The sequence below is a fragment of the Streptomyces sp. NPDC005728 genome (genome assembly GCF_040630895.1).
Lineage (GTDB): Bacteria > Actinomycetota > Actinomycetes > Streptomycetales > Streptomycetaceae > Streptomyces.
Genome location: NZ_JBEXYL010000008.1, coordinates 94,799 through 107,741, shown reverse-complemented (window position 1 = coordinate 107,741; position 12,943 = coordinate 94,799). Strand labels below are relative to the sequence as shown.

Here is a 12,943-nt window from a genome sequence, read left to right as displayed (position 1 = left end):
CGATGACCGAGACCCAGGACAGCACCTCCCCCTCCCGTCGTGCGCTGATCGGCTGGGGCGGTGCCGGGCTCGCGCTCGGCGCCGCCGCGGCCGGCGGCGCGGTGGCCGCGGCCAAGACGGGCAACGACGTGGATCCGGCGGCCGCCGAGGTGGGTGCCGCCGTGGAGTTCCACGGCGCCCACCAGGCCGGCATCGCCACGCCGGTCCAGGACCGGCTGCACTTCGCCGCGTTCGACGTGAAGACCGAGGACCGCGCCGAGTTCGTGCAGATGCTGAAGGACTGGACCGAGGCCGCGCGCCGGATGACCGCCGGGAAGCCGGTCGGCGAGGGCGCGTACGGCGGACTGGCCGAGGCACCGCCGGACGACACCGGTGAGGCCCTGGGTCTGAAGCCCTCGCGGCTGACGCTCACCATCGGCTTCGGGCCGTCCCTCTTCGAGAAGTTCGGGCTGTCCGGCAAGCGGCCCGCGGCGCTGGTCGACCTGCCCCAGTTCCCGGGCGACAACCTCGACAGGACGCGCACCGGCGGCGACCTGTGCATCCAGGCCTGCGCGGACGACCCGCAGGTCGCCGTGCACGCCATCCGCAACCTGGCCCGCATCGGCTTCGGCAAGGTCGCCATCCGCTGGTCCCAGCTGGGCTTCGGCAAGACCTCGTCCACCACCCCGGACGCCCAGACGCCCCGCAACCTGATGGGGTTCAAGGACGGCACCCGCAACATCGCGGGCACCGAGACGGACCGGCTGAAGAAGTTCGTGTGGGCCGACGAGGGCGACGGCACGAAGTGGATGACCGGTGGGTCGTACCTCGTGGCCCGGCGCATCCGCATGCACATCGAGACCTGGGACCGGACCTCGCTGCAGGAGCAGGAGGACATCTTCGGCCGCGACAAGGGCGAGGGCGCCCCGGTCGGCAAGGCCAAGGAGCGTGACAAGCCGTTCCTGAAGGCGATGAAGCCGGACGCGCACGTGCGCCTCGCGCACCCCGACTCCAACGACGGGATCACCATCCTGCGCCGGGGCTACTCCTTCACCGACGGCACCGACGGCATGGGCCGTCTGGAGGCGGGCCTGTTCTTCCTCGCCTACCAGCGTGACGTGCGCAAGGGGTTCGTCCCGCTGCAGCGGCAGCTGTCGGCGAAGGACGCGCTCAACGAGTACATCCAGCACGTCGGTTCGGCCGTCTTCGCCGTTCCGCCCGGCGTCCGGGACAAGCACGACTGGTGGGGCCGCACGCTGTTCTCCGAGGAGGCATAGCCCGTGTTCTCCAACTACCTGATCGGCCTGCGCGAGGGCCTCGAGGCGTCGCTCGTCGTCTGCATCCTCATCGCCTACCTGGTGAAGACGGACCGCAGGGACGCCGTGAAGCCGATCTGGATCGGCATCGGCATCGCGGTCGCCATCGCGATGGGCTTCGGCTGCGCCCTCGAATTCGGCTCCCAGGAGCTGACGTTCGAGGCTCAGGAGGCGCTCGGCGGCTCCCTGTCGGTCATCGCGGTCGGCCTGGTGACGTGGATGGTGTTCTGGATGCGGCGCACCGCCCGGCACCTGAAGTCCGAGCTGCACGGGAAGCTGGACGCGGCCCTCGCCATGGGTACGGGCGCGCTGGTCGCCACCGCGTTCCTGGCCGTCGGCCGGGAGGGCCTGGAGACCGCCCTGTTCGTCTGGGCGTCGGTGCACGCGGCGAGCGACGGCACCCCGCGCCCGCTGGTCGGCGTGGCCCTCGGTCTCGCCACGGCGGTCCTCCTGGGCTGGCTGTTCTACCGGGGCGCGCTGCGGATCAACCTGGCCAAGTTCTTCACCTGGACCGGCGGCATGCTGGTCGTGGTCGCGGCGGGCGTGCTCGCGTACGGCTTCCACGACCTGCAGGAGGCCAACTGGATCCCGGGCATCCGGGATCTGGCCTTCGACATCAGCGGCACCATCGAGCCGGACAGCTGGTACGGCACGCTGCTGAAGGGCGTGTTCAACTTCCAGCCCGACCCGACCGTGGTCCAGGTCACGGTGTGGCTGCTGTACCTGATCCCGACACTCGCAATCTTCCTCGCCCCGGTAGGGTTCGCCTCCGGGAAGGGGAAGGTGAAGGCACCTCATGACCAGGGAACGCAGCCGTCGAAGGCTCCGCAGGCGTGACCGGAACGTGCTCATGGCGGTCTCGCTGACCGCCATGGCACTGACGGCGAGCGGATGCGTGGTGGTGCACGGGGAGCGCGAGATGCTCCCCGCCGCCACCCGCGCCGAGGCCGCCAAGGCGCTCACGCAGTTCACGGACGCGTACAACAGGGCCGACAAGGCCTACGACCGCTCCCTGGACGCGGACCACGTCACGGGCGCCCTCGCCGACATCGACGGCGCCCGGCTGAAGGCCGGGCACGCCAACAGCCCGTCGGGCAACGCGAACCACAGCCCGCTGGAGCTGACGGACGCGAAGTTCACGATCCCCAAGAAGGCCGGCTGGCCCCGCTGGTTCGTCGCGGACGCCAAGGGCAACAAGGCCGGGAACTTCCGCTGGCTGCTGGTGTTCACCCGGGACGACGTCGGCGGGCCCTGGCAGGTGGCGTATCTGACCCTGCTCGCGCCCGGTGACGTACCCCAGTTCAAGAAGGACGCGGACGGCTGGGGCGAGGCCGTGCCGGCCGGCTCCACGCAACTGGCGGTGCCGCCCGCCGACTTGAGCAAGGACTACACGGACTACCTGAAGAGCGGCGGCACGGCCTTCGCGAACGGCCGCAACACCAGCGGCTGGCGCACGGACCGCCAGAAGCTGGCGAAGAAGCCGGGCCTGGTCCGGCAGTTCATCGACGAGCCGCTGACCCACGGCGACTACGCGCCGCTCGCGCTGCGCACGGCGGACGGTGGGGCGCTGGTGTTCTTCACCACGCACCACTACGAGAAGCGGACCGCCGCCGCGGGAACCTCCGTGCCGTCCCCGAACAAGGACGTGCAGGCCCTGACCAAGGGCGAGGTCAAGCAGTCGCTCACGCTGGAGTTCATCTCCAACGAGGCCGCCCTCGACCCGGCGGGCAGTGGCCGGGTGTCGATCCTCGGACGGGTCCAGGGACTGACGGCCGCACAGGGCGAGTAGGCCCCCGCAGGCGGGCTCAGCGCCGCAGGGGCCAGGTGGCGTCCGCGTGGTCGGCCTCCGTGCCGACGTGGCGGGCGCAGGCGTCCGTGAGCGCCTCCAGCAGGCTCAGCGGGTCGGGCAGCGGATGCTCGGGGCCGCGGACCCAGCGCACCTGCTGGTCGTCGCCGGGCAGCCGGGCGGGCGGTACGAGGACGTAGGAGCCGCGGCAGTGCCAGCGCAGGCCCGGATGCTCGTCCATGGTCTCGGGGCGGCAGTCCAGCTCGCAGGGCCACCACTCGTCCTCGTCCTCGGGGGTGCCCCGGGTGAGGGTGAAGAACAGCATGCGGCCGTCGTCGCTCTCGGCGACCGGGCCGACCTCCACACCGGTGCCGAGCAGCCGGTCCAGTGCCTCCCGGCCCGCCTCCAGGGGCACGTCCAGGACGTCGTGCACCAGGCCGGTGGCGGTGATGAAGTTGGCCTGCGGCTGGTGCCGGGCCCAGCGCTCGATCTGCGCGGGGTCCGTCGTGGACTGCGTCTGCCAGGCGAACGACACCGGGTGCCGGGCCGGGGTGGGACAGCCGACGCGGTCGCAGGAACAGCGGTAGCCGGGGGCGGGGTACGCGGCGGGTGCGAGGGGCAGTCCCGCTGCGGCGACGGCGAGCAGCAGGGCCTCACGGCCGCCGACGTCGGCGACGGTCTCCTTCGGACGGCGTCCGAGCAGCCACTGGGAGAGTATGCCCTGTCGGCCCGTCCGGCCGCCGAACGTCGCGCTCATCTATCGCCTCGCCTCGCTGTTGTGCGGACAGCATGCCTTATCGTCCCATCTTCCGATGCTTCGGGGGGCCGGAGCGGGATCCGCGGGCGCGGGAGGAGAGGTGCCTCACAGCGCGTCATCGGGGGGCGAGTCCGTGCAGGGCGTAGTCGACCAGGGTGTCCGTGTAGTCGTAGGAGATCGGGCCCGTGCGCTGCAGCCAGCGCTGGGCCAGGGGGGAGACGAAGAGTTCCAGGGCGATGCGCGGGTCCGCGTCGGGGCGTACCGCGCCGGCGTCCTGGGCGGAGCGCAGCCGGTCGACGTACAGCTGGAGCTGGGGTTCGAGGAGCTGGGTGACGAACTCGCGGCCGAGCTGCTCGCTGACCACGCCCTCGGCGGCCAGCGCGCGGGCGGGCGCCTCGAAGCGCGGGTCGAGCAGCTCGTCGACGGTGGCCCGCAGCACCGCCTTGAGGTCGGCGGCGAGATCGCCGGTGTCCGGGATGGTGTACGGCTCCTGCCCCGCCGCCCGGGCCGCCTGCTCGCCGAGGTCGAGGAAGGCCTCCAGCAGCACGTCCGCCTTCGACCCCCACCACCGGTAGATCGTCTGCTTGCCGACCCCGGCCCGGGCGGCGATGCCCTCGACGGTGGTCTTCGGGTAGCCGACCTCGCCGACCAGGGCGAGGGCGGCGGCGTAGATCGCCCGACGGGACTTCTCGCTGCGGCGGGTGGCGTCGGGGGCAGGCTTCTTCACCATGGGTCGAAGCTAACAAGCGGCTACGACACCGGGCCCCGGGGCTCCGCGGAGTCCGGCGGCCACGGGTCCCCCCAGTCGGCGTCCCGGGCCGCCTTGTACAGGTCGCCGTGGCGTTTGGTGACCGTCGTGCGGCGCAGTTGCTCGTCGCTCTCGCACAGGTCGAGGAGGACCTGGCCCTTGCGGATCTGCGGGCGCCGGACCACCCGGGCGGGGGCGGGCCCGGCGGGCAGCCGGGTGGCGGCGACGTAGCTGAACTTCTCGTCCTCGTAGGCCAGGGAGCCGCCCTTGACCTGGCGGTGCAGGGAGGAGCGGCTGACCCGGGCCGAGAAGTGGCACCAGTCCGTGCCGGGGACGATGGGGCAGGCGGCGCTGTGCGGGCAGGGGGCGGCGATGCGGAATCCGGCGCGGATCAGGCGGTCGCGGGCCTCGATGACCCGGGCGTAGCCGGCGGGGGTGCCCGCCTCCACGATGACGACGGACTGCGCGGCGGCCGCGGCCGCGTCGACGAGGGCCGTGCGGTCGGCCTCGGCGAGTTCGTTGAGGACGTACGACACCGTGACGAGGTCGGCGCTCTCGAGGGTGAGCGCGGTGCCGATGCGGGCGCGCTGCCAGCGGGCGTCGCGCAGGGCCGGGTTGGCGGCGGCGATCTCCCGGCCGAGGGCGAGCGCGGGCTCGGCCCAGTCCAGCACGGTGACGCTGCGCTCGCCGGGCCAGGTGGCGGTGACGGCCCAGGTGGCGGCGCCGGTGCCACCGCCGACGTCGACGTGACTGGCGGGCGTCCAGTCGGGTACGGCCGCTGCGAACGCCTCCAGGGCCGAGTGGACCGCCTCGAAGGTGGCCGGCATGCGGTAGGCGGCGTAGGCGGCCACGTCGGCGCGGTCGCGGAGGATGGGGGCGTCGGTGGGGGTGGCCCCGCGGTAGTTGGCGATCAGGCGTTCCACGGCTGCGGCGGCCTGTCTGGGCGGAAGTCCGTCCAGGAGCGCGGCCAGGGAGGCGCGGAGGGTGTCGGTCGGGTCGGCCGGGGCGTTCACCCGGTGATTCTCTCAGCTACCCCGACCGGGTCGGAGCCACCTGGGGTCGGGCACCGCGTACGGCTCTCGCCAGGCGCGTGGCAGCGGCCGCCCTCGGCCTGCTGTCCGGTGATCGTCTGCGCGGGTGCACGGTGGTGGCCAGCAGCACCAGGAAGGTGTCCGTCGCCGGGTCCAGGACCAGTGAGGTGCCGGTGAAGCCGGTGTGGCCCGCCGCTCCCCTGCCCGCCAGCTCGCCCATGAACCACGGCTGATCCACGGCGAAGCCCAGGCCCGGCGGGGTCAGCAGGAGTTCCACGAAGTCGGGGCCGAGGATGCGCGCGGGGCCGTACGCGCCGCCCGCGAGCAGGGCGCGGCAGAAGACCGCGAGGTCGTGCGCGGTGGAGAAGAGGCCCGCGTGGCCCGCCACCCCGCGGAGCGCCCAGGCGTTCTCGTCGTGGACCACGCCCCGCAGCATCCCCCGGTCCGTCTTGGCCCACGGCCGCCGCTGGTCCTCGGTGGCCGCCGCACCGGGGCAGGGCCCGAAGGCGGTGGCGGTCATGCCGAGCGGGCGGGTGATGCCGTCCTCGACGAGGACGTCGAGGGTGCGGTCGGTGATCCGTTCCAGGACGAACTGGAGCAGGATCATGTTCAGGTCCGAGTAGAGGTACCTGCCGGGCTCGGCGGTGGGCGCCTCGGCGCGGAGCAGGGCGAGTCGGGCGGTGTCGTCCGGGCAGTCGTACAGCGGGAGTTCGGGCCGCAGCCCGGAGGTGTGGGTGAGCAGCTGCCGCACGGTGATGCCGTGTGCGGCGGCCGCGGTGAACTCGGGCAGGTAGGCGCCGATGCGGGCGTCCATGCCGAGGGTGCCGCGCTCGATCTGCTGCACGGCGGCGACCGAGGTGAAGAGTTTGGTGAGGGAGGCCAGGTCGAAGGGGGTGTCGACGGTCATCGGGACCCGGTCGGCGGGCGGCAGTGCGACGCCGGTGTCGGTCTCGGGGTCGTAGGAGGCGTGGCGGACGGCCCAGCCGGCGGCCTCGGCGACGGCGATCACGGGGCCGCGTCCGGCCATGACGACGGCACCGGTGGCCCAGGGGCGTGCTCCGGCGGTGAGGGCGTGCACCTCGGTGGACAGGTGCGCCAGTTCCGTGGGGTCGAGCCCGGCCCGTTCGGGTGGGCCGGCGCGCAGTTTCGGTGCGCTCAGTTGTCGTCTCCCTCCGACCTCGCACGTCTGTTCCAGGGACGGCACATTCCCATGAAGCAGGCCGCCGCTGCCAGTGCTCCCGCCAGTTGGACGACCGCCATGGGGACGGCGGTGTGTTCTCCGGCGACGCCGACGAGTGGGGAGGCGACCGCTCCGACGAGGAAGGAGGTGGTGCCGAGCAGGGCGGAGGCGGAGCCGGCGGCGTGCCGGGTGCGCAGCAGGGCGAGGGTCTGGGCGTTGGGCAGGGTGGGGCCCATCGCGGTCATCAGGACGAACAGGGCGGCGGCGATCGGGACCAGACCGACCTCGCCGAAGACGCCGGCGGACATCAGCAGCAGGGCGGTCGCGGCGAGCACGATCACCGTGAGCCCGGTGGCGATCACCTTGTCCAGGCTGACCCGGCCCACCAGCAGCTTGCCGTTGATCTGGCCGGCGACCACGAGGCCGACCGAGTTGAGCCCGAAGAGCAGGCTGAAGGTCTGCGGGGAGGCGCCGTAGATCTCCTGGACGACGAACGGCGAGGCGCTGATGTAGGCGAACAGCGCGGCGAAGGCGAAGCCACCGGTGAGCATGTAGCCGGCGAAGGGCAGGTCGGAGAGGAGGCCGCGCATCGTGCGCAGGGCCTCCCCGACTCCCCCGCCGTGCCGTTCGGCGGGCGGCAGCGTCTCGGGCAGCCGCAGCCAGACGAGCGCGGCGAGCGCGGCCCCGACCGCGGTGAGGGCGACGAACACGCCCCGCCAGTCCGTCACCCGCAGGATCTGCCCGCCGATCAGTGGGGCCACGATCGGCGCGGTGCCGGAGACCAGCATGAGGGTGGAGAAGAAGCGGGCCATGGCCACGCCGTCGTAGAGGTCGCGTACGACGGCCCGCGCGATGACGATTCCGGCCGCGCCCGCGAGGCCCTGCGCCAGCCGGAAGGCGACCAGCGTCTCGACGGTGGGCGCGAGGGCGCACAGGGCGGTGGCGAGAAGGTAGACGGCGAGGCCGGTCAGCAGCGGTCGGCGGCGGCCCCAGCGGTCGCTCATCGGGCCGACGACCAGCTGCCCGAGCGCCATGCCGGCCAGACAGGCGGTGAGGGTGAGTTGGACGGTGGCGGCGGGGGCGTGCAGGGAGCGGGTGACCTCCGGCAGGGACGGGAGGTACATGTCCATCGCGAGCGGGGGTGTGGCGGTGAGGCCGCCGAGGAGGAGGACGACGAGCAGGCCGGTGCGGCGGGTGGCCGCGGACGCGGACGGGACGGTGGTGGAGGGGTGCTCCGTTTCCGGTGTCGATGCCGCCGTGTGCTCGGGCATGGGCCCCTCCCTGGGTGAAACAACCGGCACCCATGCTCTCAGTTCGTACACACTGCCGAGGCACGCATGAGCGAGGGCGGGGCGGCCGGAGATGCGGCCACCACCCCCGTTAGCCGCATGGCGGACATCCGATTCCGCATGACGGACTTTCCGCCTACGCTGCGGAGTCATGACTGACAGGCAATCGAAGATCGCGGTGGTGACCGGCGCAGGCTCCGGCATCGGGCGGGCCGTCGCCGTGGAGCTGCTGCGGGCCGGCTGGTCGGTGGCACTGGCCGGCCGGCGCACCGAGACGCTGGAGGAGACGGCGGCCCTGGCACCCGGGGCCTCCTCGCTCGCCGTGCGCACCGACGTGTCCCGGCCCGAGGACGTGGAAGCCCTGTTCGCGGCGGCCGTGAAGCGGTTCGGGCGCATCGACCTGCTGTTCAACAACGCGGGGACGTCCGGTCCCGGCGGGGTGCCCGTCGAGGATCTGCCCTACGACGCCTGGCGGCACGTGGTGGACACCAACCTCAACGGGGCGTTCCTGTGCGCACAGGCGGCGTACCGGCGGATGAAGGGACAGGCCCCGCAGGGCGGCCGGATCATCAACAACGGCTCCATCTCCGCCCACACGCCCCGCCCGCACTCGGTCGCCTACACCGCGACCAAGCACGCCCTGACCGGTCTCACCAAGTCGCTGTCCCTCGACGGGCGGCCGTACCGGATCGCGGTCGGGCAGATCGACATCGGCAACGCGGCCACCGACATGACGGCCCGGATGCAGACCGGAGTGCTGCAGGCGAACGGGGAGACCGTCGCGGAACCGGTGATGGACGCGGCCGACGTGGCGCGCACCGTGCGGCACATGGCCGAGCTGCCGCTGGAGGCGAACGTGCAGTTCGTGACGGTGCTGGCGACGGCGATGCCCTATGTCGGGCGAGGCTGAGGGCGGCGTCGAGGGCGGCATCGAGGGCGAGGCCGGGCAGGGGTGGGACCCGGCGCCCCAGCTTCCACAAGCGGAGTTTCAACGTCCGCACTATTGCGGCCGGTCGGCCGCATATGCTCAACTTTCCTCCACGAGAGCTTCACACTTGGAGCACGGAGGTTCCGTAGCCACACCGAGGGGGGAGTCGGCAGCCGTTCCACCGGACCGGAGTTGGGGGTGGGCCTCGCGTGGGACCGCGAGGTACACACCGGTCGGTGGAACGGCTGCCGCGGCATGCCGTCGGGCGGCTCAGCGCCGGTGCCGTCCCCCGGGCTCGCTCTCCGGTTCCGGCCGGACGTCGGCCGTTTTCGTCCGGGAGATGCGCCGCCGCAGCGCCCACGCGCCCGCGCCCAGCAGTGCCGCCGTACCCGCGGCGCCCTCCGCCAGCCGCCACGTCGTGGGGTGCCCGGACGCCGAGCCGGGAGCCCCGGCCGCGGCCCGGGCCGTCTTCCGCGTGGGCGCCTGACTCGCGCCCGCCCCGCCCTCGCTGACCGGTTCGACGAGCGTGCCCACCGCCTGCGCCGAACGCCCGCGCCCGAAGCCCCAGTCGAGCAGCGCGGCGGTCTGTTCGTAGACGGCGTTGCTGCCCTCGACGGGATGCATCACGGTGACCAGCAGGGTCCGGCCGCCCCGGGTGGCCGCGCCGGTGAAGGTGTTGCCGGCGTGGCTGGTGTAGCCGTTCTTCACACCGATCAGGCCCTCGTACGTGCCCAGCCCCCACGCCCCCGTGAGCAGGCGGTCGGTGTTCTGGATCTGGAAGGTCTTCTTGCCGCCCGCCGGGAAGTCGGCGGTCCGCGTGCCGCAGTAGCCACGGAAGTCGGCGTCCTTGAGGCCGTGCCGGGCGAAGAGCGTGAGGTCGTACGCCGAGGAGAGCTGGCCCCTGTGGTCGAAGCCGTCCGGGCTGACCACATGGGTGTCCAGGGCCTGCAGGTCCTCGGCCTTGGCCTGCATCTCGGCGACCGTCCCGGCGACGCCGCCGTTCATGTGCGCGAGCACGTGCACCGCGTCGTTGCCGGAGCGCAGGAACACGCCCTGCCACAGCTGCTCGACGGTGTAGGTGAGGCCGGGCTTGATGCCGACGAGGCTGGAGCCGGCCGGAATGTCCGCGAGGTCCGCGTCGGTGACCTTGTACCGCTCGGTCCGCTCGAACTTCTTCAGCACGGTGTCCGCGAACAGCATCTTCAGCGTGGACGCGGGTGCCAGGCGCCGGTGTGCGTTGAAGGAGGCGAGCACCTCGCCGCTCTCGCAGTCGGCGACCAGCCACGAGCGGGCGGTCAGCTTCCCGGGCAGGCCGCCGGCGCCGCGCACCTGGACTCCGGTACGGGCCAGCCGCTCACCGCCTATGACGGTCGCGGCAGAGGCGGGGGCGGCTGCGGACAGGGGGAGGGCGGCGGCCGTCAGCCCTAGGACGGCACGTCGGCTGATCCGGGAACATTCACGCACCCCGGGACCGTACACCGCATCCAACAGGCGTTTCCTTGCAGGAGACTCTCTGCCGTACGGAATTTGCCGTCTTATGAAAATTTGATCACCTACCCCGCTTTCTCAGCTCTGGCACATCTCTTACTCAGTGCGCCGCAAAGGTTCCTCCCTAGCTTGTGGCCGCGCCCACAGCGGGCGCCGAGAACCTTCGAGGAACGGGATGTTTGGCATCTATCTCAAGCGAGAGCTGAGCCGGCGCAAGAAGGCCGCTCTGGTCATCGCGATGGGTCTGGCGCTCGGAATCGCGCTGGTCATCACCGTCAACTCGGTGTCGGCCGGCATGACGCAGGCGCAGGACAAGGTCCTGAAGTCGCTGTACGGCCTCGGCACCGACATGACCGTCACCAAGGCCCGGTCGGCCCCGAAGGCGGGCAGCTCGCAGGGCCCGAACTTCTCGTTCGACGCCAAGTCGAGCAGCAAGACCTCGCAGAGTTCGGACCGGGTGATGACGCAGGGTGGTCAGGCCCTGAAGTCCTCGCTGGTCGAGCAGGTCGCCGCGCAGAAGGGCGTGGCGAGCGCGGTCGGCGCCCTCTCCCTGAACGTCACCAAGGTCGACGGCTCCTTCACCCAGGGCAAGGCGCAGTCGTCCAGCGGCAGCGGTCAGCAGCAGGGCGGGCCGGGCGGCAGCGGTGGCGGCAGCGGGCAGCCGCAGGTGCAGGGCGGCGGCGCCGACTTCAACGTCAACAGCTACTCGGTGGCCGGCGTCGACGTCACCGACCAGGCCCTCGGCCCGCTGGCCACGTCGAAGATCACCTCCGGGAAGACCTTCACCTCGGCGCAGACCGACGCGAAGGTCGCGGTGGTCAGTACGTCGTACGCCAAGGAGAAGAAGTACAAGGTCGGCTCGACCTTCAAGATCTCCGGCACCACGTACACGGTCATCGGCATCGCCACCCCGGACAGCAGCGAGTCCACCACCGACGTCTACCTGCCGCTGAAGCAGGCCCAGTCGCTCGGTGACGCCAAGAACCAGGTCACCACGATCTACGTCAAGGCGACCGACTCGCAGCAGATCTCCACGGTCAAGAAGACGATCCAGAGCAACATCTCCGGTACGACGGTCACCACCTCCTCCGACCTGGCTTCCACCGTCTCCGGCTCACTGTCCACGGCCTCCGACCTGGCCGGCAGCGTCGGCAAGTGGCTCTCCCTGACCGTCCTGGTCGCCGCCTTCCTGGTGGCCGCGCTGCTCACCTCCTCGGCCGTCTCCCGCCGGGTGCGGGAGTTCGGCACGCTGAAGGCGCTCGGCTGGCCGAGCCGCAGGGTGACCCGGCAGGTGGTCGGCGAGTCCATGGTCAACGGCCTGGTCGGCGGCGGCCTCGGCATCGCGCTGGGCCTCGCGGCCGCCTACACGGTCACCGCGGTCAGCCCGAAGCTGACCGCACAGCTCGGCAGCACCGGTGGTGGCATGGGCGGCCCGGGCGGCGGCATGGGCGGCCCCGGCCGGCAGTCCACCACGAACACCCTGGAGATCGCGCTGTCCGCGCCCGTTTCCCCGACCACCATCGCCCTCGCCGTCGGACTCGCGGTGGCCGGCGGTCTGATCGCCGGCGCCATGGGCGGCTGGCGCGCCTCCCGGATGCGCCCGGCCGACGCCCTGCGCAGCGTCTCCTGACCCCCTTCTTCACTCACGGAGCACCCATGTACAGACTCACCGGCGTCACCAAGCGGTACACGCGGGGCAAGGAGACGGTGGAGGCGCTGCGCGGCGTCGACCTCACCATCGCCGACGGCGACCAGGTCGTCATCCAGGGCCCGACGGGCGGCGGCAAGTCCACCCTGCTGCAGATGATCGGCGGGCTCGACCGCCCCTCCGCCGGCAGTGTCGAGCTGGACGGCGTCGACCTCGCCACGATCAGCGAGGCCCGGCTGACCCGGCTGCGCGCCGAGAAGATCGGCATCATCTTCCAGGCGTTCAATCTCATCCCGACGCTCACCGCTCAGGAGAACGTCGAGACCGCCCTCGTCCCGCTCGGGGTCAAGCCCGCCGAGCGCCGGGAACGGGCGGCCGAGGCACTGCGCTCGGTCGGTCTCGGCGAGCGCCTCACGCACGTGCCCTCCGAGATGTCCGGCGGCCAGCAGCAGCGCGTCGCCATCGCCCGTGCGCTGGTGAAGAACCCGAAGGTGCTGCTCGCCGACGAGCCCACCGGCAACCTCGACGAGGGCACCCGCGACGACATCATGGCCCTGCTGGAGGGCCTGTGGCGGGAGCACGGGCTGACCTTCGTCCTGGTCACCCATGACTCCTCCATCGCCCGCCGCGCGCCGCGCCTGGCCACCATCAGGGCGGGTCGGATCACGCTCACCGAGCAAGGCGGCGGCACGGCACGGCAGCAGGCGTACGGCCGGTACGCCCAGGAGCAGTACGCGCAGCAGCAGTACGGCGGTCACGGCTCCTGACCCCGCCGCACGGCCCGTCGGGGCCG

12 protein-coding genes are annotated in these 12,943 nt (G+C 72.2%); 6 read left to right on the top strand and 6 right to left on the bottom strand.

Annotated features, from left to right (window positions below; genetic code table 11):
• Positions 1 to 2 precede the first annotated feature (2 nt).
• From efeB to ABZ471_RS08655, 3 genes are read left to right on the top strand one after another with little or no spacing between them, the layout of a single operon-like run.
• A complete protein-coding gene (gene efeB, locus ABZ471_RS08665) occupies positions 3 to 1,256 on the top strand; it encodes an iron uptake transporter deferrochelatase/peroxidase subunit (protein ID WP_359063921.1) in 1,254 nt (417 codons plus the stop codon).
• Positions 1,257 to 1,259: 3 nt separating this feature from the next.
• Positions 1,260 to 2,132 carry an iron uptake transporter permease EfeU gene (gene efeU / locus ABZ471_RS08660; RefSeq protein ID WP_359063919.1) on the top strand — a complete coding sequence of 291 codons (873 nt, stop codon included), beginning with the start codon at positions 1,260 to 1,262 and terminating at the stop codon, positions 2,130 to 2,132.
• Positions 2,092 to 3,084 (top strand): hypothetical protein, encoded by a 993-nt coding sequence (locus ABZ471_RS08655; protein ID WP_359063917.1) that lies wholly within the window; start codon positions 2,092 to 2,094, stop codon positions 3,082 to 3,084. Before efeU ends, ABZ471_RS08655 begins: the two co-directional genes overlap by 41 nt.
• A gap of 16 nt (positions 3,085 to 3,100) precedes the next feature.
• Here ABZ471_RS08655 and ABZ471_RS08650 read toward each other — a convergent pair whose 3' ends face one another.
• The 5 genes from ABZ471_RS08650 to ABZ471_RS08630 form a co-directional block, all read right to left on the bottom strand.
• Positions 3,101 to 3,838 (bottom strand): bifunctional DNA primase/polymerase, encoded by a 738-nt coding sequence (locus ABZ471_RS08650; RefSeq protein WP_359063915.1) that lies wholly within the window; start codon positions 3,836 to 3,838, stop codon positions 3,101 to 3,103.
• Between the two features lie 115 nt (positions 3,839 to 3,953).
• Positions 3,954 to 4,568 (bottom strand): TetR/AcrR family transcriptional regulator, encoded by a 615-nt coding sequence (locus ABZ471_RS08645; protein ID WP_359063913.1) that lies wholly within the window; start codon positions 4,566 to 4,568, stop codon positions 3,954 to 3,956.
• Between the two features lie 20 nt (positions 4,569 to 4,588).
• Entirely contained in the window at positions 4,589 to 5,599 is a 1,011-nt protein-coding gene (locus tag ABZ471_RS08640; RefSeq protein ID WP_359063911.1) for a small ribosomal subunit Rsm22 family protein, read from the bottom strand.
• A 16-nt stretch (positions 5,600 to 5,615) separates the two neighbouring features.
• The gene (locus ABZ471_RS08635; protein WP_359063909.1) at positions 5,616 to 6,821 is read right to left on the bottom strand and encodes a serine hydrolase domain-containing protein; all 1,206 of its coding nucleotides are present in this window, start codon (positions 6,819 to 6,821) and stop codon (positions 5,616 to 5,618) included.
• Entirely contained in the window at positions 6,773 to 8,068 is a 1,296-nt protein-coding gene (locus tag ABZ471_RS08630; RefSeq protein ID WP_359063907.1) for a multidrug effflux MFS transporter, read from the bottom strand. The genes ABZ471_RS08635 and ABZ471_RS08630 overlap by 49 nt, the downstream gene beginning before the upstream one ends.
• A 169-nt stretch (positions 8,069 to 8,237) precedes the next feature.
• Between ABZ471_RS08630 and ABZ471_RS08625 the strand changes: the two genes are divergently transcribed.
• Positions 8,238 to 8,996: an SDR family oxidoreductase gene (locus ABZ471_RS08625; RefSeq protein ID WP_359063904.1), complete on the top strand. Its 759-nt coding sequence runs from the start codon at positions 8,238 to 8,240 to the stop codon at positions 8,994 to 8,996.
• A gap of 288 nt (positions 8,997 to 9,284) precedes the next feature.
• Here ABZ471_RS08625 and ABZ471_RS08620 read toward each other — a convergent pair whose 3' ends face one another.
• Positions 9,285 to 10,478, bottom strand: a complete 1,194-nt coding sequence (locus ABZ471_RS08620) for a serine hydrolase (RefSeq protein WP_359063902.1) — start codon at positions 10,476 to 10,478, stop codon at positions 9,285 to 9,287.
• Between the two features lie 199 nt (positions 10,479 to 10,677).
• On the opposite strand from ABZ471_RS08620, the gene ABZ471_RS08615 reads away from it, so the two are divergent.
• Both ABZ471_RS08615 and ABZ471_RS08610 read left to right on the top strand, forming a co-directional pair.
• The gene (locus ABZ471_RS08615) at positions 10,678 to 12,132 is read left to right on the top strand and encodes an ABC transporter permease (protein ID WP_359063900.1); all 1,455 of its coding nucleotides are present in this window, start codon (positions 10,678 to 10,680) and stop codon (positions 12,130 to 12,132) included.
• A 26-nt stretch (positions 12,133 to 12,158) separates the two neighbouring features.
• On the top strand, positions 12,159 to 12,917 hold the full coding sequence (locus tag ABZ471_RS08610; RefSeq protein ID WP_359063897.1) for an ABC transporter ATP-binding protein: 759 nt from the start codon (positions 12,159 to 12,161) through the stop codon (positions 12,915 to 12,917).
• Positions 12,918 to 12,943 lie beyond the last annotated feature (26 nt).